22 protein-coding genes and 1 pseudogene are annotated in these 20,910 nt (G+C 73.9%); 17 read left to right on the forward strand and 6 right to left on the reverse strand.

All coding sequences use genetic code 11. The annotated features are described in order from the left end of the window. Nucleotides 1-203: 203 nt before the first annotated feature. Together Asi03nite_RS24395 and Asi03nite_RS24400 are read left to right on the forward strand one after the other, a co-directional pair. On the forward strand, nucleotides 204-1,244 hold the full coding sequence (locus Asi03nite_RS24395; protein ID WP_203682780.1) for a LacI family DNA-binding transcriptional regulator: 1,041 nt from the start codon (nucleotides 204-206) through the stop codon (nucleotides 1,242-1,244). 128 nt (nucleotides 1,245-1,372) lie between these two features. Then, entirely contained in the window at nucleotides 1,373-1,720 is a 348-nt protein-coding gene (locus Asi03nite_RS24400; protein WP_203682781.1) for a hypothetical protein, read from the forward strand. A 237-nt stretch (nucleotides 1,721-1,957) separates the two neighbouring features. On the opposite strand, the gene Asi03nite_RS24405 is transcribed toward Asi03nite_RS24400, so the two are convergent. Then, on the reverse strand, nucleotides 1,958-2,914 hold the full coding sequence (locus Asi03nite_RS24405) for an Lrp/AsnC family transcriptional regulator (RefSeq protein WP_203682782.1): 957 nt from the start codon (nucleotides 2,912-2,914) through the stop codon (nucleotides 1,958-1,960). An 85-nt stretch (nucleotides 2,915-2,999) separates the two neighbouring features. On the opposite strand from Asi03nite_RS24405, the gene Asi03nite_RS24410 reads away from it, so the two are divergent. The 5 genes from Asi03nite_RS24410 to Asi03nite_RS24430 all read left to right on the forward strand — a co-directional run bounded on the left by Asi03nite_RS24410 (nucleotide 3,000) and on the right by Asi03nite_RS24430 (nucleotide 7,656). Continuing rightward, nucleotides 3,000-4,490: an MFS transporter gene (locus tag Asi03nite_RS24410; protein WP_203682783.1), complete on the forward strand. Its 1,491-nt coding sequence runs from the start codon at nucleotides 3,000-3,002 to the stop codon at nucleotides 4,488-4,490. 253 nt (nucleotides 4,491-4,743) lie between these two features. Then, nucleotides 4,744-4,917, forward strand: coding sequence for a hypothetical protein (locus Asi03nite_RS24415; RefSeq protein WP_239102894.1), 174 nt, complete (start codon nucleotides 4,744-4,746; stop codon nucleotides 4,915-4,917). Between the two features lie 2 nt (nucleotides 4,918-4,919). Further along, nucleotides 4,920-5,645 (forward strand): (Fe-S)-binding protein, encoded by a 726-nt coding sequence (locus Asi03nite_RS24420; RefSeq protein ID WP_203682799.1) that lies wholly within the window; start codon nucleotides 4,920-4,922, stop codon nucleotides 5,643-5,645. Next, nucleotides 5,642-7,069 (forward strand): LutB/LldF family L-lactate oxidation iron-sulfur protein, encoded by a 1,428-nt coding sequence (locus Asi03nite_RS24425; RefSeq protein ID WP_203682784.1) that lies wholly within the window; start codon nucleotides 5,642-5,644, stop codon nucleotides 7,067-7,069. Before Asi03nite_RS24420 ends, Asi03nite_RS24425 begins: the two co-directional genes overlap by 4 nt. Further along, nucleotides 7,066-7,656 (forward strand): LutC/YkgG family protein, encoded by a 591-nt coding sequence (locus Asi03nite_RS24430; protein ID WP_203682785.1) that lies wholly within the window; start codon nucleotides 7,066-7,068, stop codon nucleotides 7,654-7,656. Before Asi03nite_RS24425 ends, Asi03nite_RS24430 begins: the two co-directional genes overlap by 4 nt. Before the next feature lie 10 nt (nucleotides 7,657-7,666). Here the strand turns inward: Asi03nite_RS24430 and Asi03nite_RS24435 are convergent, their stop codons facing one another. Beyond that, nucleotides 7,667-10,036, reverse strand: coding sequence for an ATP-binding protein (locus tag Asi03nite_RS24435; protein WP_239102895.1), 2,370 nt, complete (start codon nucleotides 10,034-10,036; stop codon nucleotides 7,667-7,669). Nucleotides 10,037-10,071: 35 nt separating this feature from the next. On the opposite strand from Asi03nite_RS24435, the gene Asi03nite_RS24440 reads away from it, so the two are divergent. Then, a complete protein-coding gene (locus Asi03nite_RS24440) occupies nucleotides 10,072-10,440 on the forward strand; it encodes a response regulator transcription factor (RefSeq protein ID WP_203682786.1) in 369 nt (122 codons plus the stop codon). Here the strand turns inward: Asi03nite_RS24440 and Asi03nite_RS24445 are convergent. Continuing rightward, entirely contained in the window at nucleotides 10,434-11,123 is a 690-nt protein-coding gene (locus Asi03nite_RS24445) for a sensor histidine kinase (RefSeq protein WP_239102896.1), read from the reverse strand. The genes Asi03nite_RS24440 and Asi03nite_RS24445 overlap by 7 nt on opposite strands. Nucleotides 11,124-11,131: 8 nt before the next feature. Next, nucleotides 11,132-11,485 (reverse strand): hypothetical protein, encoded by a 354-nt coding sequence (locus Asi03nite_RS24450; RefSeq protein WP_203682788.1) that lies wholly within the window; start codon nucleotides 11,483-11,485, stop codon nucleotides 11,132-11,134. A 125-nt stretch (nucleotides 11,486-11,610) separates the two neighbouring features. On the opposite strand from Asi03nite_RS24450, the gene Asi03nite_RS24455 reads away from it, so the two are divergent. The 6 genes and pseudogenes from Asi03nite_RS24455 (at nucleotide 11,611) to Asi03nite_RS24475 (ending at nucleotide 16,311) form a co-directional block, all read left to right on the forward strand. Beyond that, nucleotides 11,611-12,654, forward strand: coding sequence for an efflux RND transporter periplasmic adaptor subunit (locus Asi03nite_RS24455; RefSeq protein WP_239102897.1), 1,044 nt, complete (start codon nucleotides 11,611-11,613; stop codon nucleotides 12,652-12,654). A gap of 57 nt (nucleotides 12,655-12,711) precedes the next feature. Next, nucleotides 12,712-13,827: an efflux RND transporter periplasmic adaptor subunit gene (locus Asi03nite_RS24460; protein ID WP_203682790.1), complete on the forward strand. Its 1,116-nt coding sequence runs from the start codon at nucleotides 12,712-12,714 to the stop codon at nucleotides 13,825-13,827. 13 nt (nucleotides 13,828-13,840) lie between these two features. Then, nucleotides 13,841-13,966 (forward strand): annotated as a pseudogene (locus Asi03nite_RS38030) (ATP-binding cassette domain-containing protein); the annotation flags it as partial. A gap of 16 nt (nucleotides 13,967-13,982) precedes the next feature. Then, nucleotides 13,983-15,167, forward strand: coding sequence for an ABC transporter permease (locus tag Asi03nite_RS24465; RefSeq protein WP_203682791.1), 1,185 nt, complete (start codon nucleotides 13,983-13,985; stop codon nucleotides 15,165-15,167). A 7-nt stretch (nucleotides 15,168-15,174) separates the two neighbouring features. Beyond that, nucleotides 15,175-15,675, forward strand: a complete 501-nt coding sequence (locus Asi03nite_RS24470; protein WP_203682792.1) for a hypothetical protein — start codon at nucleotides 15,175-15,177, stop codon at nucleotides 15,673-15,675. A gap of 105 nt (nucleotides 15,676-15,780) precedes the next feature. After that, nucleotides 15,781-16,311, forward strand: a complete 531-nt coding sequence (locus tag Asi03nite_RS24475; protein WP_203682793.1) for a hypothetical protein — start codon at nucleotides 15,781-15,783, stop codon at nucleotides 16,309-16,311. A 51-nt stretch (nucleotides 16,312-16,362) separates the two neighbouring features. Here Asi03nite_RS24475 and Asi03nite_RS24480 read toward each other — a convergent pair whose 3' ends face one another. Both Asi03nite_RS24480 and Asi03nite_RS24485 read right to left on the reverse strand, forming a co-directional pair. After that, complete coding sequence (locus Asi03nite_RS24480; protein ID WP_203682794.1) at nucleotides 16,363-16,626, reverse strand: DUF3040 domain-containing protein; 264 nt, start codon at nucleotides 16,624-16,626, stop codon at nucleotides 16,363-16,365. A gap of 162 nt (nucleotides 16,627-16,788) precedes the next feature. After that, nucleotides 16,789-17,928, reverse strand: a complete 1,140-nt coding sequence (locus Asi03nite_RS24485; RefSeq protein WP_203682795.1) for a M20/M25/M40 family metallo-hydrolase — start codon at nucleotides 17,926-17,928, stop codon at nucleotides 16,789-16,791. Nucleotides 17,929-18,025: 97 nt separating this feature from the next. On the opposite strand from Asi03nite_RS24485, the gene Asi03nite_RS24490 reads away from it, so the two are divergent. From Asi03nite_RS24490 to menC, 3 genes are read left to right on the forward strand one after another with little or no spacing between them, the layout of a single operon-like run. Then, nucleotides 18,026-18,706 (forward strand): GNAT family N-acetyltransferase, encoded by a 681-nt coding sequence (locus Asi03nite_RS24490; protein ID WP_203682796.1) that lies wholly within the window; start codon nucleotides 18,026-18,028, stop codon nucleotides 18,704-18,706. 28 nt (nucleotides 18,707-18,734) lie between these two features. Next, nucleotides 18,735-19,367, forward strand: a complete 633-nt coding sequence (locus tag Asi03nite_RS24495) for a MurR/RpiR family transcriptional regulator (RefSeq protein ID WP_203682797.1) — start codon at nucleotides 18,735-18,737, stop codon at nucleotides 19,365-19,367. Then, entirely contained in the window at nucleotides 19,364-20,464 is a 1,101-nt protein-coding gene (gene menC / locus Asi03nite_RS24500; protein ID WP_203682798.1) for an o-succinylbenzoate synthase, read from the forward strand. The genes Asi03nite_RS24495 and menC overlap by 4 nt, the downstream gene beginning before the upstream one ends. Nucleotides 20,465-20,910 lie beyond the last annotated feature (446 nt).

The raw sequence follows: 20,910 nt of genomic DNA on the forward strand, positions 1-20,910 counted from the left end.
GCAGCCCGCAGCCCGCAGCCCGCAGCCCGCAGCCCGCAGCCCGCAGCCCGCAGCCCGCAGCCCGCAGCCCGCAGCCCGCAGCCCGCAGCCGGTCTCCCGAGGTGGTTGAAATGTTTCATTCGTGGTGCGATGCTGACATCTCCGGATCGGAGCGCGGACCCTGGAATGCGTTTCGATCCACGGTCAGCGAGAGGGCAACGGGGTTGACTCAGCAGCCGCGCAACGGCCGGGCGCCGTCGGTCAAGGATGTGGCGGCTGCCGCCGGCGTCTCCCTCGGTACCGTGTCCAATGTGCTCAACCGGCCGGCCGTGGTCAGCACCGCCACCCGGGAGCGGGTCGAGCGGGCGATGGCCGATCTCGGGTTCGTCCGCAACGAGTCGGCTCGCCAGCTGCGCGCCGGCACCAGCCGGGCCCTCGCCTACGTGATGCTCGACGGCGGCAACCCGTTCTTCCAGGACGTCGCCGAGGGCATCGAGATCGCCGCCGACGCCGCGGACCTGTCGCTGTTCGTCTGCAACAGCGGCGGGCGCGCCGAGCGCGAGTCCAGGCACCTCGACCGGCTGGTCCAGCAGCGCGTGCAGGGCATCCTGATCACCCCTGTCGACCCGGACGCGCCACACCTCGCGGAGATCGCCCGGCGCGGCACCCCGTTCGTCATGGTGGACCGGCTCAGCACCGCGGGCGGGCACTGCTCGGTCGCCGTGGACGACGTGCTGGGCGGCCGGATCGCCGTCGAGCATCTGATCGATCGCGGACACGAGCGGGTCGCGTTCGTCGGTGGGCCGGGGAGCGTGGGGCAGGTTCGCGAGCGCTGTCAGGGGGCGCGCGAGGTGTGGGAGGAGTTCGGCAGGCCGGCCGAGGACCTGATCCACCTGCCGACCGAGGCGCTCACCGTGGGCGAGGGGCGGTCGGCGGGGGAGCGGCTGGCCGGACTGCCGTCGCGGCGGCGGCCGACCGCGGCGTTCTGCGCCAACGACCTGCTCGCGCTGGGGCTGTTGCAGCACGCGGTGAGCGCCGGCCTGCGGGTGCCGGACGACCTGGCGATCGTCGGTTTCGACGACATCGACTTCGCGGCGGCCGCGGCGGTGCCGCTGACCTCGGTCCGGCAGCCGCGGCAGGAGCTGGGCCGGACGGCGGCGCGGCTGGTGCTGGACGAGGCGGCCAACCCGGATCATCGGCATGAGCAGGCGACGTTCGTCCCGGCGCTGGTGGCGCGGGCGTCGACGGGCGCGGTCCGCCGCTGACCGGTCCCTGGTGACGGTGGCCGGGGCCAGGCCGGGGCTGGGGCGGGCGGAGCCCGCAGCCGGGTCGGCGCCGGTGACCGGATCCCCGGATTGAGGAGAGGTTCGGGAGGCTGGCAAGCTGTCCGGCTGTGGAAGCACTCCGGTTGATCCTGCTCTTCGTGCATCTTGTCGGTTTCGCCCTGCTGCTGGGCGGGGCGATCGCGCAGTTCCTGTCCGGGAAGCTCCGGATCGGTCCGGCGGTCCTGTGGGGATCGATCATCCAGCTGGTCAGCGGTCTCGGGCTGGCCGCGCCGCTGCGCGGTGGCGGGGACCACGAGCCGGACCCGATCAAGCTCGGCGTCAAGCTGGTGATCGCCGTGCTGATCTTCATCATGGTGTTCGTCCCGCGCAAGCGGGAGGCTGTCAACAAGGGGCACTACCTCGGCATCATCACGCTGACGCTGGTGAACGCGGCGGTCGCGGTCTTCTGGCGCTGACCCGCACCTCAGGACGCCGGTGGCCGTCACGGAAGGCGGCCGGCGTCTTTCGCGGCAAGGGGCGGCCGAGGCCGGAGCGCGGCGGGCCGAGGTGGCGGCCGGGCCTCGCGGGTGAGTCGGAGGAGTGGCCGGGACTCGCGGGTGAGTCGGAGGAGCGGCCCGGCCCGGCGGGTGCGGGGAGGTGTGTGCCCTTGGTAATCCCGGCGGGTACCTGTCGCGGTGATAGGAACCGGCCCCTCAGCGCACCGAGCCGAGCTGCTTCACGTGCTTGAGGACCGGCGCCGACTCGATCCGCTCCACGCCGTCGAGCAGGCTGAGCCGCTCGGTCACGTACCGGTAGAAGGCGGGCATGTCCTCGCAGAGCGCGGTGGCCTGCAGGTTCGTCGGGCCGGTGGTGGCGGCCGCGAAGACGATCTCCTCGTGCTCGCTCAGGGCGGCGCCGACCGAGGCCACCCGGGACGGGGCGACCGACAGCCACAGCATCACCACGGCGCGGAAACCGTACAGCTCGGGCTCGATCTCGACGTCGGTGTAGAGCGAGCCGGCGCCGAACAGCTCCTGGACCCGGCGGCGCACGGTCGACTCCGGCCAGCCGGTCGAGCCGGCCAGGTCGGTGAAGCTGAGCCGGCCGTCCCAGGAGAGCGCCTCGATCAGCGGGGCGTCGGCCGCGGTGAGGTGCGCGGCCACCGGCTCGGGCGCCCGGTCCGGCGTGAGCGCCGCGATCTGCTCGCCGGTGAGCGAGTCGTCGCGCAGGTCCGGGCCGACCGCGCCGCCGACGTAGTTGTGGATCACGCAGTGTGCGCTCACCGATACCAGGCGCGGCGTCCGGGGGAGTTTCTGCAGCAGCAGGGCCTCCCGGTCGGCGGAGGCGGGCACGTGCACGCTGCCGGCGATCTCGGTGCCGCCGGAGGTGACCGAGACCCATGTGGTGTCCGGCCGGCGGGCCAGGGCGGCGGCGATCTGCAGTGCCGCGTCGGGGGCGGCGCGCAGGCGGAGCGTCCAGGTCTCGTACCCCAGCTCGATCGGATTCGGCAGGCCGACCACGCGCAGCCGCGTCTGCTGGCGCAACCGGCGGTAACGCCGCGCGACGGTCTGGTCGGAGACGCCGAGGACCGCGCCGATCTCGCGGTAGCCGGCCCGGCCGTTGATCCGGAGCGCGTGCGTGACCTGCCGGTCCAGCATGTCGATTTCCACCGTTCGAGCCTAGCTCCTGTCGAGATCCGCAACCGCGGGCGATCTGGCTGGGGTTTCCCGGCGAGGATCTGGAACGCTGCCGCGCATGCGCAAATGGTCTCCACTGATCGCCGTCTGCCTCGGCACCTTCCTGCTGTTGGTGGACGTCACCATCGTCGTCGTCGCGTTGCCGTCGATCGCCGGCAAGTTCGGAGCCGACTACGCCGACCTGCAGTGGGTGCTCGACGGGTACGCCCTCGCCCTGGCCGCACTGCTGCTCGGCGCCGGCTCGCTCGCCGACCGGTACGGCCGCCGCCGCACCTACCTGATCGGCATCGGCGTCTTCGCCGTCTCCTCCCTGCTCTGCGCGGTCGCCCCGAACGAGCAGGCACTGATCGCCGCCCGGGTGTTGCAGGGCGCCGGCGGCGCGGCCATGTTCGCCACCACGGCGGCCCTGCTCAACGTGACCTATCACGGACGCGACCGGGGTGTCGCGTTCGGCATCTGGGGCGCTGTCAACGGCGCCGCCGCGGCCGCCGGTCCGCTCGCCGGTGGCCTGCTCACCGAGCACCTCGGCTGGCGCTGGGTGTTCCTGGTGAACCTGCCGGTCTGCCTGGTCGCGGTCTGGTTCACCGTGCGGGGGGTGACCGAGTCCAGGGCGCCCCGGGGCGGCCGCTTCGACCTACCCGGCACGATCACGTTCACCGTGGCGGCCGGGGCCGTGACGTACGGCCTGATCCGCGCCGGTGACGCCGGCTGGTCCGACGGCATCGCGCTGACCGCCTTCGCGGCCGGCGTCGTCGCCCTGATCCTGTTCGTCGTCGCGGAGCTCCGCTCCGACCACCCGATGCTCGACCTGGGCCTGTTCCGCCGGCCGGCGTTCGCCGTGCTGATCGTGGCGGCGTTCCTGACCCAGGCGGCCGCGTTCGGCTACCTGCCGTTCAGCACCGTCTGGCTGCAGCAGGTGCTCGGATACGGGCCGGTCGACGCCGGTCTCTACGGCGCGCTGCCGATGGCGGGGGCGTCGCTGGTCGTGGGCGCGGCCGCCGGCCGGTTCCTGCAGCGGGTGGCGCCGCGCTGGACGGTCGGCCTCGGCCTGCTGCTGATCGCCGCGGGCGACCTGCTGCAGACCCGCCTGGACGCCGGCAGCACCGGCGGAGTGCTCATCCCAGGGCTGATCGTTGTCGGTCTCGGTGTCGGGTGTGTGCTGCCGTCGCTGTCCTCCGCGGTGCTCGGTGAGGTGCCGCGGGAGCGCAGCGGCATGGCGGGCGGGGCGCTGAACACGTTCCGGCAGCTCGGCTTCGCGCTCGGGGTCGCGGTGTTCGGCACGGTCTTCGCGGACCGGATCGCGGACGCGCACGGCCGGCCGGCCGGCTTCGCCGCCGGACTGGACGCGACGCTGCTGGTGGCCGCGGTGGTCGCGGCGGTGGCGGGTCTGCTCGTTCTTGTCTTCGTACGGCACCAGGCCGCGTCCTCGCACGCCGCGCCGTCCCCGGCCGCTGCCTCCCCGTCCCTGGCTTCCGCGACCTCCGCTCCCTCCGCCTCCTCGGCCGGTGGTGGGCCCGCCTCCGGCTGGTCCGGAGGAACCGCCGGCTGATCTGAGACGTCTCAGCCGGGCATCCCACGAACCGCTCGGGCCGACGCGGCCCGGGCGGTCCCTTTCCCCGGGGTTTGTTCCCCGATGACCGCCACCAGCCCGAGCCGAACACGATGGGCGGGGGCTGATGGTGGTCATCGGCGCCCGGTAACAACGATGAGTCCCAGCCAAGTGCGGCGGTTGCGGCATCGGCCGGGCCATCGCGCCGCGGCTGGCCGCCGAGGGCGCCGGCCCGCCGGTGCCGGCCGGGCCGGTGGAGACCACCGCGCTCGGTAATCTGCTGGTGCAGGCCCGCGCCGCGGGTGTGGCATCCGGCGGGCTCGATGCGATGCGCGCGCTGGTGCGGCAGACTCAACAGATCGTGCGCTACGAGCCGCGCGGCGACGACGCCCCCTGGCGGGACGCCGCCGCGCGGGTGAGGGGGTGACCGTGCGGATCGCGCTGTTCGTGACCTGCCTCGCCGACACGTTGTTCCCGGAGGCGGCGAAGGCCACGGTCCGGCTGCTGGAGCGGCTGGGGCACGAGGTGGTCTTCCCCGTCGAGCAGACCTGTTGTGGGCAGATGCACGTCAACACCGGGTACCAGCCGGAGGCGTTGCCGCTGGTCAGGAACTACGTCTCGACGTTCGCCGGCTATGACGTGATCGTCGCGCCGTCCGGGTCGTGTGTCGGGTCCATCCGGCACCAGCATCCGGCTGTCGCGGCCGCCGCCGGCCAGGCCGGCCTCGCGGCCCGGGCGCACGACGTCGGGGCGCGCACCTACGAGCTGTCCGAACTGCTGGTCGACGTGCTGGGCGTGGAGGACGTCGGGGCGTGCTTCCCGCACCGGGTGACGTATCACCCGACCTGCCACAGCCTGCGGATGATCCGGGTCGGCGACAAACCGCTGCGGCTGCTGCGCCACGTGCGCGGGCTGGAGCTGATCGAGCTGCCGGACGCGGAGCAGTGCTGCGGGTTCGGCGGGACGTTCGCCCTCAAGAACGCGGAGACCTCGGCGGCCATGCTCGCCGACAAGATGACAGCCGTCGAGTCCACCGGTGCCCCGATCTGCACGGCCGGGGACGCGTCCTGTCTCATGCACATCGGCGGTGGCCTGCGCCGGGCCGGCTCCCCCGTGCGCACCCTGCACCTGGCCGAGATCCTGGCGGCGACATGACCACCTTCCTGGGCATGCCGGCGACCGCGCCGCGCGGCGTCGGCCACCTGCGCGGCGACGAGCCGTTCCCGCGGGCCGCGCACACCGCGCTGGCCGACGGCCAGCTGCGTCGCAACCTGCGGCACGCGACCACCACGATCCGCGCCAAGTCCGGCCGGGTGATCGCCGAGCTGCCGGACTGGCAGGAGTTGCGGTCGGCCGGCTCGGCGATCAAGGCCGACGTGCTGTCCCGGCTGCCCGAGCTGCTGGAGCGGCTGGAGGCGCGGGTCACCGAGCGCGGCGGCGTGGTGCACTGGGCCGCGGACGCCAACGAGGCCAACGCGATTGTCACCGAGCTGGTGCGGCGCACCGGCGCCGAGCGGGTCATCAAGGTCAAGTCGATGGCCACCCAGGAGATCGCGCTCAACGAGGCCCTGGAGGCGGCCGGGATCCAGCCGGTCGAGACCGACCTGGCCGAGCTGATCGTGCAGCTGGGCCAGGACCGGCCCAGCCACATCCTGGTGCCGGCGATCCACCGGAACCGCTCGGAGATCCGGGACATCTTCCTCAGGGCGATGCCGGGGGTGGACCCGGGACTCACCGACGACCCGCCGGCGCTGGCCGCGGCGGCGCGCAGATACCTGCGCGAGACGTTCCTGTCCACCCGGGTGGCGATCAGCGGGGCGAACTTCGGCATCGCCGAGACCGGGACGCTGGCCGTGGTCGAGTCGGAGGGCAACGGGCGGATGTGCCTGACCCTGCCGGAGACCCTGATCACCGTGATGGGCATCGAGAAGGTGGTGCCGGCCTGGACGGACCTCGAGGTCTTCCTGCAACTGCTGCCGCGGGCGTCGACCGGGGAGCGGATGAACCCGTACACCACCATGTGGACCGGGGTGACCCCGGGCGACGGCCCGCAGAACTTCCACCTGGTGCTGCTGGACAACGGGCGCAGCGCGGTCCTGGCCGACCGGGTGGGCCGGCAGGCGCTGCACTGCATCCGGTGCTCGGCCTGCCTCAACGTCTGCCCGGTCTACGAGCGGACCGGCGGGCACGCGTACGGCTCGGTCTACCCCGGCCCGATCGGCGCGGTACTGTCGCCGCAGCTCACCGGCGTCGAGGACAACGCGTCGCTGCCGTTCGCGTCATCGCTGTGCGGGGCCTGCTTCGACGCCTGCCCCGTGAAGATCGACATCCCGTCCATCCTGGTGCACCTGCGTAACCAGGCGCCGCATCCGCCCGCGGAGAAGGCGGTGATGCGGGCCGCCGCCTACGCGATGAGCCGGCCCCGGCTGTACGCCCGCGCGCAGCGGGCCGCCAAGCTGGCCCGGATCGCCGGGCGGCGCGGGCGGGCGCTGCCGCCGCCGCTGTCCGGGTGGACCGCGGCGCGGGACCTGCCGGAGGTTCCGCGGCAGACCTTCCGCGATTGGTGGGCCGCGCGATGAGCTCGAAGGACGTGATCCTGGGGCGGGTGCGTGCGGCGCTGCGGGACACGCCCACACCGGAACCGGTGGTGCGCGACTACCGGCGCTCGTTCCCGGCCGCCGACCTGGAGCTGCTGGTGGACCGGCTGGTCGACTACCGGGCCACGGTGCACCGGGTCGCCGCGGACGCGGTGGCGGCCAGCGTCTCCGGGATCACCGGCGGGACCGTGGTCGTACCGCCCGGTCTGCCGTTGGGGTGGCGCCCGCCGGGCGCCCTGCCCGACGACGGCCTGGCACCGGACCGCATCGCCGCGGCCGACGCGGTCCTGACGGCCGCGGCCGTGGCCGTCGCGGAGACCGGGACGATAGTCCTGGACGCCTCGCCGGACCAGGGACGGCGGATCATCACGCTGCTGCCCGACGTGCACATCGTGGTGCTGCGGCCGGATCAGGTGGTGGCGTCGGTCCCGGAGGCGGTCGCCCGGCTGGACCCGGCACGGCCGCTGACCTGGATCAGCGGCCCGTCGGCGACCAGCGACATCGAGCTGAACCGGGTGGAGGGCGTGCACGGCCCGCGCCACCTGCACGTCCTGCTGCTGGAGCGCTGAGCCCCGGCGCTCAGGCGGCGCGGGCCAGCTCGGCGGAGAGGGCCGCCATCACCGCGCGGATCTCGCCGGCCTGGGTGTGCAGGTCGCGCAGCAGGTTGATGGAGTGGGCCGGGCGCTGGTGGGCGAGGCTTTCCAGGTCGGCGCAGATCGCGGCGAGCCGGCCGGCGCCCAGGGTGGCCGCGGAGCCCTTCAGGCCGTGGGCCAGGCGGGCCAGGTTGCGGGTGTCGCCGGTGGCGGCGGCCCGCTCCATCCGGTCGAGTGTGTCGGGCAGGCGGTCGGCGAAGTTGTGCAGGATCTCGGCCAGGCGGACGCGGTCGGCGCGGGTGGCGCCGGCGATGCCGGTGACGCGGGCGCGGATGGTGTCGGATTCGGTCGCGGCGTTGCCGGCGGCGCGGGCCAGGACGGTGCCGGCGGCGGCCGCGGCCCGGGCCGCGTCGGCGGCCAGCCCGGCCCGGGCCACCTCGGACAGCGCGATCGGCGCGGCCGCCAGGGCGGTCGCCGCGACCCGGATCTGCGCGGCGGCGGCCAGCACCGCGTCCAGCTCCGGCTCCTGGATGGGCTTGGCGAGGAAGCCGTCCATGCCCGCGCGCAGGGCTGCGGCCTGGTCGTCGACCATCACGTTGGCGGTGAGGGCGACGATCCGCGGGGCGCCGTACGCGGGCGGGTCGGCACGGATCCGCTCGGTGGCGGCGAGGCCGTCCAACACCGGCATCTGGACGTCCATCAGGATCAGGTCGTAGCGGGTGGCGTGCACCGCGGCGACCGCGGCGGCGCCGTCCGGCACCAGCTCGACGCGGTGGCCACGGCGTTCCAGGAGCAGCGCGGCGACGCGCTGGTTGATCGGGTTGTCCTCGGCGACGAGCACCCGCAGCGACCGGCCGCCCGGGTCGGCCGGCGGCTCCCGGGGCGGCTCCGGCAGGCAGGCCGGGCGCAGCAGCAGGGTGACCGTGAACGTCGAACCCAGGCCCGGCGTGCTGTCGACGGTGATGCCGCCGCCCATCGCCTCGGCCAGCCGCTGGCTGATCGCCAGGCCCAGGCCGGTGCCTTCGTAGTTGCGCGCGATCGACGCGTCCACCTGGGAGAACGGGCGGAAGAGCCGGTCCAGCCGGTCGGCCGGGATGCCGATGCCGGTGTCCCGGACGGCGATCCGGATCGCCGGTCCGTCCGCGGAGACGTGCACGGTGACCGCGCCGTGGTGGGTGAACTTGACCGCGTTGCCGAGCAGGTTGACCAGGATCTGGCGGATCCGGCCGGCGTCCGCGCACACCACCTCGGGGCAGTCCGGCGCCAGGTGGCTGGACAGGTGCAGGCCCTTGGCGTCGGCGGTCAGCGCGACCAGGCTGGTCGCCTGGTTGATCGCCGTCCGCAGCTCGAACGGCCGCTCGTCGAGGCGAAGCTCGCCCGCCTCGATCTTGGAGAAGTCCAGCACGTCGTTGATGATCACGAGCAGCGAGCCGCCGCTGGCGTGCACGGTCTCGACCAGCTCCCGCTGCTTGTCGTCCAGGTCGGTGTCGAGCAGCAGGCCGGTCATGCCGATCACGGCGTTCATCGGGGTCCGGATCTCGTGGCTCATCGTGGCCAGGAACGCCGACTTGGCGGCGGTGGCCGCGACCGCCTCGTCGTGCGCGGTGATCATCGCGGTCATCGAGGCGTTCACCGCCTCGGCCATCCGGGCCAGCTCCTGCGGCCCGGTCACCTCGGCGCGCCGGCTGAGGTCTCCGTCCAGCACCCGCTGGGCGGCCGCGGTCACCTCCCGGGCCGGCTCGGTGATCCGGCGGGTCAGCCGGCCGGCGGCGAGCGCGACCAGCGCGGCCGTGCCGAGGGAGAATCCGATGATCAGCCGCTGGGTCCGCTCGGCGCGGGCCCGGTTGGCGGCCAGCGAGTCGGTCAGCTCCTTGTCCTGCGTGTCGCGCCGCGTCTTGAGCAGGTCGATCACCGGGTCCAGGTCGCCGCCCGCGGGGCTGGCGGCGTGCCGGGCCAGGGCCGCGTCGACAGCCGCGATCCGCTGATCGATCATCGGCGTCACCTGGTTCAGGAACTCCTGGTAGCCGGGGTCGCCGGCGGACTTGGCGCGCAGGCCGGCGAGGCGCTGCCGGACCCGGGCCGAGCCGTCGTGGAAGGCGCGTTCCCAGGCCCGGCTGGGCGGGTTCTGGTAGTCGCGGGTGGTCCTGGCCAGCCCGTCGACCGCGTCGATCAGGCCGCCCATGAAGCCGAGCAGGTCGTGCGACCTCTCCATCGACTGCTGCTCGGTGATCAGGGCGCCGATCCGGACGTACGCGCTGGTCCCGACGACGGCGAGGGCGAGCAGCGCGAACAGGAACCCGGCCGACAGCATCCGCCCCACGGTCCACCGGGTGATCCGGTCACCCCGCTCGGTCATGGCAATTACTGTAGGTAGTTGGTGAGGAGGCCGGGATGACTTCCGTGCTGGTGGTGGACGACGATCCGACCGTGTTGGAGATCGTCGAGACGGTGCTGCGTTCCGGCGGCCTCGAGGTGGACACCCGCAGCAGCGGCCGGGACGCGCTGCGCGCCGCGCACGAGCACGTGCCGGACATCGCCGTCCTGGACGTCACCATGCCGGACATGACCGGCCTGGAGGTGTGCCGGGCGCTGCGCGACGACGCGGAGACCGCGGACATCCCGATCATCCTGCTCACCGGGCGCGGGCAGTGGCTCGACGTGGCCTCGGGCTTCGACGCGGGCGCCGACGACTACCTGGTCAAGCCGTTCACCGCGCAGGACCTGCTGACCCGGGTGGAAGCGCTGACCGGCGGCTACTGATCGGCGGGCAGGATCACCCGCAGGTACGCGGTGCCGCCCGCGCTGTGCACCCGGACGCTACCGCCGTGCCGCCCCACCACCGCCCGGGCCAGGATCAGAGCCATGGCGTTGCCGCCCGCGCCGGTCGAGGTGAAGAGCCGGTCGGTGGCCTGCTCGCCGGGCAGCGGGTAGGAGATCAGCCACTGGTCCCCGGACCGCTCGGCCCGGACGCCCGCCGACTCGCCGAGCGCCCGCACCGCGGTCAGCAGCCGGCCGAACACCTCGCCCAGCCGCGCGCGATCGCCGGTGATCAGGCCGGACTCCGGGGTCACGGAACAGTCCGCGCCGGCCGCCGCGGCGATCTCGCGGATCAGCTGTGGCAGGTCGAACTGGGTGGTGTCCAGCGGGATCGTGCCGTTCTCGATCCCGCTGATCGTGGCGATCTCCTGGGTGGAGCGCTCGATCCGGCGCAGGTTGCGGGCGATCAGCGGCAGCGCCTCGTCGAGCAGTGGGTCGCCGGTCCGCTGGGGGAGCATGTCGAGCATGCCCAGAGCCGCGGTCAGCGGGGTGCGCAGTTCGTGCAGCAGGGCGCTGACCAGCTCGGTCTTGGTGGCGGCCAGCTCGGCGAGAGCCCGGTTGTGCCGGCGCAGGCGACGACGCATCCGGTCCTCGGCGCCCGGGGGCGGTGCTTGCGGCGTACTCAAGGAGGTTGTCATTCTCCTCGGGCCGCGCCACGGAGGTCCGTGCCGCGCGGGAGGAGCGCCGACGGCTCCTCGTCCGGCGTGAGCCGGTCCACTCCGGCGCCACCGCCACCGCCGACGCCGGGGGGCGGCGGGCCGCAGCCGGGCCCGCCGGGGCCGGGGGGCCCGCCGGGACCCATGCCGGACGCGGCTCCCGCCGTCGGGACCAGGCCGCTGGGCATGGGACCGGGCGGGCAGGCCGGCGGGCTGAGGCCGGGGCCGGGTGGGATGTCGTCGTTGTCGTCGCCCGTCGCGTCGCCGCACGCGGCGATCAGGAACGCCATGGCCACGACGACGGCGGCGCGGCGGAGGTGCGTGCTCGGCAAGAGTGCTCCCGGGAATCTCGTCCGTGCGGCTACGTGAACAGCCACAATCTACGAACATGAGGAAGCTGTCGGGGCAAATCCGATCTAAACGACGCATTCGGTGGATCGCGGCCGGGATCGTCGTGATGGGAGTCGCCGCCGGCGTGGCGCTCGGCGTCGCACGCCACCGCGCCGGCGGCCCGAAGCCGGCCGAAGTGGTAGCGGTCGTGGTGGACAAGGGCGAGGTCACTCTGGACGTGGCCACCACCGGCACGGTCCGGCCGGCCACCACCCGGCAGCTGTCGTTCGCGGTGAACGGCACGATCGAGTCGGTCGCCGTGCGGGCCGGCACCAAGGTGGCGGCCGGGCAGGAGTTGGCCGCCGTGGACAGCGCCGAGGCGGCGAGCGAGGCGAACGAGGCCCAGTCCGGCCTCGACGCCGCGCAGGAGCGGCTGGCCGCCGCCGAGAACCAGGCCGCCGCGGTGACGGCCGCCGCCACGGCCTGCGCCACGGCGGGCCGCCCGGTGGCACCCGCCTCCCCGGCCGCGTGCGTCACCCGCGGCTACCCGGGCACCGGCAGCGACCCCATCCTCGACGCGCGCAAAGCGGTCAACCGGGCGGCGCGGGCCGTCGACCAGGCGCGGGCGGCGCTGGAGGGCACGGTGATCACCGCCCCGATCGCCGGCACCGTCGTCTCCGTCGCGGGCGGCGTCGGCGACAACGTGACCGCCGGGAAGACGGTCGTGACGCTTGCCGACACGTACGACATGCAGGTCGCGACGGACTTCCCGGAGGCCGACGCCGGCTCGCTCGCGGCCGGGCAGACCGCCACGATCACGCTGGCCGACCACGACGACGCCCTGACCGGCAAGGTGGTGCAGGTCGACCCGGTCGGCACCCCGGACGGGACGCTGGTCCGCTACGGCGCGGTGATCGCCTTCGCCGACCCGCCCCGCGACCTGCTGGTCGGCCAGTCGGCACAGGTCGCGGTCCGGGTCGGCGCGGCGCGCGACGTGCTGCGGGTGCCGTCGACAGCGGTGCACGACATCTCCGGCGGCTCGGGCACCGTGCTGGTGCGCGCCGGGGACCGGTCCACCGCACGCACGGTGACCGTGGGGCTGCGCGGCGACCGGTACACCGCTGTGACCGCGGGACTGACCAGCGGGGAACAGGTCGTACGTTCCTGGTGATCGGGAATACCGGCGAACACCCCACCACGAACCGGTCGCACCGGACATGATGACGAGGTGAAAGCCCTTCGCACGCCCAGCACGGCGGTCAACGCCCTGCTGGCGCTATTGATCGTCGGCGCCGCGACCTGGGGCGTCAACCTGATCCGCAGCACCGCCTCCGGCAACCAGGCGAAAGCCACGGACCTACGCACGGTCACGGTCTCGCAGGGCACGGTCACCAAGACCGTCAACGCGGACGGCGCGGTGGCCAGCGCCTCGACGGCGGCCGCCACGTTCACCACGGCCGGCACGGTCACCGCCATCAAGGTCAAGGTCGGCGACCGGGTGGTCAAGGGGCAGCAGCTGGCCACCGTGGACCCCACCGCCGCGCGGCGGTCGCTGGACTTGGCCGAGGCCGACCTGGACGCCGCGAACGACGCGCTGGACCGGGCGCGGGACGCCGGCACCGACACCGCCGCCGCGGAGAACCAGGTGACCTCCGCCGGGCTGGCCGTCGACGACGCGCGGGCCGCGGTGGCCGGCACCCGGTTGACCGCGCCGATGGCCGGGACGGTCACCGCGATCAACGGCACCGTGGGCGGCTCGTCGGCCCCGTCGGGCGCCACCGGGCCGGCCACGTCACCGAGCGGGTTCATCGACCTCGCCGACCTGGGCCGGTTGCAGATCACCGCCGCCTTCTCCGAGGCCGACACCACCGCGCTCAAGACCGGGCAGCCCGCCACGATCACCTGGAACGCGCTGAGGAACGCCGAGACCACCGGCCGGGTGCTGGCCGTCGACCCGACCGCGACCACCACCGGCAACGTGGTCACCTACGGCGTCACGGTCTCCCTGCCGGACCCGCCGGACGGCGCCAAGCCCGGCCAGACGGTGCGTGTCGCGGTGGTGACCGGCAGCGTCGACAACGCGGTCCGGGTCAACGCGGCGGCGGTCACCACGACCGGCCGGCGGAACACCGTCACCGTGCTCACCGGCGCCGGGACACAGGAGGTCCGGCAGGTGGAGGTGGGGCTGGAGGGCGACGACGCGTACCAGATCGCCTCCGGCCTGACCGCCGGGGAGAAGGTGGTGGTGCCGACCGGCCGCACCGCGACCGGCGCCGGTGGCGCGGGATTCCGTGCCGGCGGCGGCTTCACCGGGAACGGCGGGGTCCCGCCCGGCGGTCGCTGAGCCATGGCGGCGCGAGCCCGACCAGCTTTCCGGCGGCCGGCAGCGGCGGGTCGCGGTGGCCCGGGCTCTGGTCACCGAGCCGGCCCCGGTGCTCGCCGACGGGCCCACCGGCAACCTGGACAGTCACTCGACCGAAGAGGGGGACGGCACGCGGCATGAACGTCTCCGAGATCGTCCGCCGCGCCCTGCGCGGGCTGTCCGCCAACAAGCTGCGCTCGGCGCTCACCGTGCTGGGCGTCCTGATCGGCGTGGCCGCGGTGATCCTGCTGGTCGCGGTCGGCAACGGTTCGGCAAGGGCGATCACCGGCCGGATCTCCGCGCTGGGCACCGACACGCTGACCGTGCTGAGCACCAGCCGGGGCGGCGGCCTCACCACGAAGGTCGCCGACGCCCTGGACGACCCGGTGCTCGCGCCCGGGGTGCGGTCGGTGTCGCCGGTGGCCAGCACGTCCGCCACGATCACCTACCAGGGCGGCGGCCACGACGTCACCTCGTTCGTCGGCAGCACCCCGGACTGGTTCGGCGCGTCGAACTTCCCGATCGCGACCGGCGCGCGGTTCACCCAGGACGACCAGGCGCAGGCCCGCCGGGTGGTGGTGATCGGGCAGACCGTGGCCGAGGAACTGTTCTCCGGCGTCGACCCGGTCGGCGAGCAGGTCACCGTGGGCGGGGCGCTGTTCACCGTCGTCGGGGTGCTGAACCGGAGGACCTCCAGCGGCCTCGGCGACGCCGACGACATCGCTGTCGCGCCGCTCTCCGCGGTCCAGCAGGTGCTCACCGGCTACGGCGACCTCAGCTCGATCCTGGTCGAGGCCCGCGACTCCGATCAGGTCGACGCGGTGCAGGGTCAGATCGCCACGATCCTGGACCACGAGATGCCGGCCTCCGGCGACGGGACCGCCGCGTACCGGATCCAGAACGCCGCGCAACTGCTGGAGACGCAGACCGAGACGGCCCGCACGTTGACCACGCTGCTCGGGGCGGTGGCCGCGATCAGCCTGCTGGTCGGCGGCATCGGGATCACCAACATCATGCTGGTCACGGTCACCGAGCGGACCCGCGAGATCGGCATCCGCAGGGCGCTCGGCGCGCCCCGCCGGGCCGTGCTCGGCCAGTTCCTGATCGAGGCGACGCTGCTCAGCGTCATCGGCGGCGGCCTCGGTGTGGCCGCCGCGCTGATCGGCAGCAGGTTCCGGATCGTCGGCGTCCAGCCGGTGGTGGTGCCCAGCTCGGTCGCCCTGGCCCTGGCCGTCTCGGTGCTGATCGGACTGTTCTTCGGCGGGCTGCCCGCGGCCCGCGCGGCCCGGCTGCGGCCGATCGACGCTTTGCGGTACGAGTGAGGAAACCATGAACGACGAGACGAAGGTGCTGCCGCGCACTCCGACCGAGGCCGAGCAGGAGGATCCGACCAGCGCCGGCGCCGAGGCCGGGCCCCGGCGGTGGTGGAACACCACGACCCTGGTGCTGGTCGGCGTGGTGCTGCTGGTCGGCGGCTTCGTTGGCGGGGCCCAGGCACAGCGGCACTGGGGAGCGTCCGGGACACCGACCACCGCCACGCCGGCCGGCGGTGGACTGCCGGACGGGGCCGGCGCGCCGAGCGGCCCGTCCATGGGTGGCCGGTCACCCGGCGGCGCCACCGCCGGGACGATCAGGAGGGTGGACGGGAACATCGTCTACGTCCGGACCGCGGCGGGGGAGACCGTCACGGTACGGGCGTCCGACTTCACCACGGTGAGCAGGGCCGTCCCGGCGCGGATCACCGAGCTGACCGCCGGCCTGCGGATCACCGTCCAAGGCGTCGCGGACTCCGACGGCGTGGTCACCGCGACCGCGATCGTGGCCGGCTGACTGTCGCTTCCTGTGGATCCGGTAGCAAAACCAGAGCTCGCCGGGGCGCCGGCCGATGTTCTCCACCGTCCGGGGCGGCAGGCGTCACGGCGGACACGGGGAGTCATGGTGACTTCGATCAGCAGCATCAGCAACTCGACGAACTACCAGGTCTCGCGGGCCCAGGCGGCGTACGCGCCGCAGCGCAGGCCGAAGGACGAGCCGATGGCGAAGCTCGCCGAGGCGCTCGGGCTCAGCCCGGACGCGCTGAAGGAGCAGATGTCCGCCGGCAGGAGCCGGAACGACGTGGCCTCCACGCGGGGCGCCTCGCAGGACGACCTGGTCGCCGCGATCAAGGCCGGCATGCCGTCGTCGACGGTCGTCACCGACGACGTGGCCGAGAAGATCGCCGCCCGGCGCGGCCGGGGCACCCCGCCGCCCCCGCCCGGTGGCCCGCGCGGCGAGAACGCCGGCCTGCAGGACGCCGCCAAGCTGAAACAGGTCAGCGACCTGCTGGACATGGACACCGCCGACGTCACGTCGGCGGCGACCAGCGCGTCCAGCCTGGTCAGCCTGCTGCAGGACAGGGGCGTCGACTTCAGCCGGCTCAAGGACGTCCTGAACCGCAGCGGCGACCTCCTCGACCTCACCGCCTGACCGCGTTCGCGCCGCTTCGCCGCCGCCCGCGCCTGAGGCGGCGGCCGGCGCTCAGCGGTTCGCGCGGCGGCGGATCAGGACGACGGCGACGGCGGCGGCGAACAGGTCCAGGACGACGACCACGCCGGGCCAGCCGAACAGCAGCATGGTCAGCGGGATCGCGATGAACAACAGCGCGCACAGCACCGGCACGATCGGGAAGGCCGGCTCCGCCGGGATGCCGGCCAGGTCGTTCATCCGGGCGGTGAAGTCCGGGTCGTGCTCCAGATGGCGTTCCAGATCGGCCAGGGCCCGGCGCTCGTTGTCGTTCAGCATCGATGTCACCCCCGGGGGAGGTCCCTTGGCCTCCCTGCGGTTACCCGTTCGCCGCTCCCGGCCAAACCCTGTTGCGAATTGTCACAACTCCCGACAGGTCCGGCTACCCCGGTTCGCCTCGCCTCGCCTGCGGCTTCGGCCGCCGGTTCCAGGGGTACGCGGTCAGCCCTCCCGCGCCGCGCCGAGTCCCCCGATCAGCGCGGCCAGCAGGGTGACGCGCTCCTCGATCCCGGCGGCCGACACCCACTCGGTGCGGGCGTGCGCGCCCCCGCCGCGCGGCGCGAGCCCGTCCACGGTGGGGCGGCCCAGCGCGCCGGCGGTGTTGGTGTCGGCCGCGCCGTCCGCGGGGCGCCCGCCCAGCGACTGCCCGAGCCCGGCCGCGATCGCGACGATCCGGGCCAGCAGCTCGTCGCCGGCCGGATCCGGCCGCCAGGTGGGCCGCTGCGACAGCAGCCGGGTGGTCACCGTCGCGCGGTCCCGGACCGCCCGCAGCGCGGCCAGCTCGCCGAGCACCACCCGCTCGTCCTCCGGGTTCGCGAACCGCAGTCCCAGGTCGGCGTGCGCCCGGCCGGCGACCACGTTGGTCCGCCCGCCGCCGGCTATCGTCCCGGTGTTGACCAGCACCGGCCGCCCGGCTCCGATCTCCCGGATCCGCAGCAGCTGGTCGACCAGTTCGTCGATGGCGCTGGCGCCGGACCCCGGATCGAGCGCCGCGTGCGCCTCGACCCCGGTCACCTCGATCCGGGCCCGCGTGCTCCCGCGCCGCCCGGTCTTCAGGTCGCCGTCCGGGTGCGGCGGCTCCAGCCCGAGGACCGCTGCCGCCTTCCGCGCCTCGGACTCGACCAGCCCGGTCGCGGTCGGTGACCCGATCTCCTCGTCGGCGACCACGACGACACGTACCTCCGGCCGGGTCCCGGGGGCGGCCGCTCCCGCCGCCTTCGCGCCGGGACCGGTGGCGGTGCCGGCCGTGACCGCCGCCAGCAGCGCCGCCAGCCCGGACTTGGTGTCGTGGACGCCCGGCCCGCGGATCACGTCCCCGTCCACGGTCCACGGCATCTCGCGCAGCGTGCCCACCGGCCAGACCGTGTCGTAGTGGCTCAGGAACAGGATCGGTCGGCCCGCGCCGGGCAGCGTCCAGATCAGGTGGTCACCGGCCGGGTGCGCCTCGCGCGCCGTGTGGAACCCGGCCTCCGCCGCGTCCGCCTCCAGCATCTCGGCCAGCGCGGTCAGCGCCCGGGAGTCGCCGGTGGGTGATTCGGCAAGCGTGTACCGGTGCAGCGCGGTGACTACTGACGACGCCATATGCGAACGCTAAGTTTCGTCATCATCGTTGTCAACGAGCACGAACGGGTCCAGGATGACGGTCATACGCTCGCTATCTTCTCTCCCGGGGGGCGGGATGCAGGTTCTGGTACGTGAGCTGGACGGGATCGCCGAGTGGACCGCGGCCGGCGCGCTCTACCGGGAGGTGTTCGGCTACACCGAGCCCGGCTGGGGGCTCAACCCGCGGCTGCTGGCCGCGCTGCGGGAGAACGGCGGCACGGTGACCGGCGCCATCGGCGAGGACGGTGAGCTGGTCGGCTTCTGCTACGGCTTCACCGGGATCGAGGCCGGCGAGATCTACCACTACTCGCAGGCCGCGGCGGTCAGGGCGTCCGCGCGGGGCGCCGGGATCGGCCGGTCGCTGAAATACGCGCAGGCCGCCACGGCCCGGCGCACCGGCGCGCGGACGATGCGGTGGGCCTTCGATCCGTACGCGCTGCGCAACGCCCACTTCAACCTCGCCGTCCTGGGCGCCACCGGCATCCGCTTCCTGCCCGACTTCTACGGTGCGGCGGGCACCGACCGGGTGCTGGTCAGCTGGGACCTGACCGAGGACGCGCCGGCCCGCCGGGCGGGGCGGCGGTCGGTGGTGGTCGCGGCGGCCGACGAGAGCTTCGCGGCCGCCGATCCGCAGGATCGGCTCTGGTTGCGGCACGAGTTGGTGCGGCAGTTCGCGGCCGGGCGCCGGCTGGTCGGCGTGACCAGACAGGCGGGCGGCGCCGCGCGGGTCACCTACCTGTTCGAGGAGCGGCCGTGACGGCACGCCGTCGCCCGGGGGTGGGCGCGTGACCTCGCGGGGGACGCCTGCCGAGCGGTTCGGCAGCAACGTGCGGCGGCGGTCGGCGCAGGTGCTCAAGCAGCGGGTGCTGGAGCAGCAGCGGGCCGAATTCGATCAGGCACTGCGTTGGGCGGCGGAGCACGAGTCGATCGAGCGGGCGGCGGCGTCGATCGTGTCGGCGCGCCGGCGGTACCTGATCGGTTACGGAAAATCGTTGAGCTACGCGTCGCTGCTGGCGTCCGATCTGAGCGCCGGGCTCTCCGCGGTGCACCTGGTCGACGGGGTGCCGCTGCGGGCGCTCGACGTGCTCAGCGACATCCGGCGGGGCGACCTGCTGGTCGCGGTCTCGCTGGAACGCTACCGGCGGGAGACGGTCGAGGTGGCCTCGGCCTACGTCCGGCACGGCGGCGACCTCGTGCTGATCACCGACGCGGAGGACGCACCGCTGGCCGGGATCGCGACGGCGCGGATCGTGGTGGGCGCCGGCAGCGCGTCGTACGTCAACTCGCCCACCGCGATCGTGCTGGCGCTGCACCTGCTCGCCACCTTGACCATCGCCAGTGCCAAGGGCGCCGGGAGGCGTCTGCGCGAGCGGGACGCGCTCGCCGCCCAGCTGCGTCTCTATGTGGAAGGAACATGATCCGGATCAGCCATGTGGAGTTGCGGCGGGTGCGTCTGCCGCTGGTGCACCGGTTCCAGACCAGCTCGCACGCGAAGCGGGAGCTGGAACACATCCTGGTGGCGATGACCGATCAGGACGGGACGGTGGGCTGGGGAGAGATCGCCTCGCCCAGCGGCCCGCACTATTGCGCGGAGACCGTGGAGAGCTGCTGGGCGGTGGCCCGGGATCATCTGACGCCGCTCGTGCTGGGCGCCTCCTGGGAGCACCCGGCGGAGCTGGCCGCCCGGCTCGGCAGGGTGCGGGGCAACCACTTCGCGCGGGCCGGCTTCGACATGGCCGCCTGGGCGCTGTGGTCCACGGCCCGCGACATCCCGCTCGCGCGGGCGCTGGGCGGGACCCGGGAGCGCGTCGAGGCCGGGGTGTCGCTGGGCATCGAGCCGACCGTCGACGCGTTGCTGGAGCAGGTCTCGCAGCGCGTCGCCGAGGGGTACCGCCGGGTCAAGCTCAAGATCGCCCCAGGGTGGGACGTGTCGCCGGTGCGCGCGGTCCGGGCGGCGTTCCCGGAGATCCCGCTGCACGTCGATGCCAACGGTGCGTACCAGGCGTCCGATCGGGACGTCTTCCGTGACCTGGACCGGGCCGGGCTGGTGATGATCGAGCAGCCGTTCGCGCCGCGCGCCCTGGTCGACCACGCCCGGCTGCAGGCGACCCTGGAGACCCCGATCTGCCTGGACGAGTCGGTCGAGGAGGTGGACGACCTGGTCACCGCCGTACAGCTGAAGGCTCTCCGGATCCTCAACGTCAAGGTCTCCCGGATGGGCGGGCTCACCCACGCCGTCCGCGCCCACGACCTGGCCCGAGCCGAGGGCATCCCGGTCTGGTGCGGCGGCATGCACGAGTTCGGTGTCGGCCGCGCCGCGAACGTCGCGCTCAGCTCGCTGCCCGGCTTCACCCTGCCCTCGGACGTCTCCGGCTCGGACAAGTACTACGCCCGCGACATCACCACCGAGCCGATCCGCTGCGAGTCCGGTCTGGTCACCGTCCCGGCGGTTGCCGGCCTCGGCCGGACGCCCGACCTGTCGTTCCTGCGCGAGTGCACGACCGTCCGGATCTGACACCCCCGCGCACAGCCGCCACGGTGACCGCCGGCAGCCAGTCCGGCATCCGGCCCTGACCCTTCGGGGCCCTTCCGGCCCGGTCGGGAGGGGCCACCCCATCTCCCCTGGTGAGACCTCCTTCGATAGATTTGGCCGTCATCCGACAGGGGAGGAACAGCAGTGAGCGGCACGGGGGCAGAACCCGCCGGCGAGAACAAGCCGGATCCTACTTCGCAACCATCCGGCGATCCGGCCGCGGATCCGACGTTCGTGTCACCTGCCGAGCCGTCTGTTCCCCCGGTCGATCCGGCAGCCCCGGCTGGCGTCCAGCCGCAGCCCTACCCACCGCCGGCGTCCCCGGCCGCCTCCGACGCGCCGCCGGCCTTTCCTTTCCCGCAGCCGCCCCCGCCGTTCTCCGGGCAGCCGGCGGCGCCCGCACCCGGCGCCTTCCCACCGCCCGCCGG

Source organism: Actinoplanes siamensis (genome assembly GCF_016862395.1).
GTDB classification, from domain to species: Bacteria; Actinomycetota; Actinomycetes; order Mycobacteriales; family Micromonosporaceae; genus Actinoplanes; species Actinoplanes siamensis.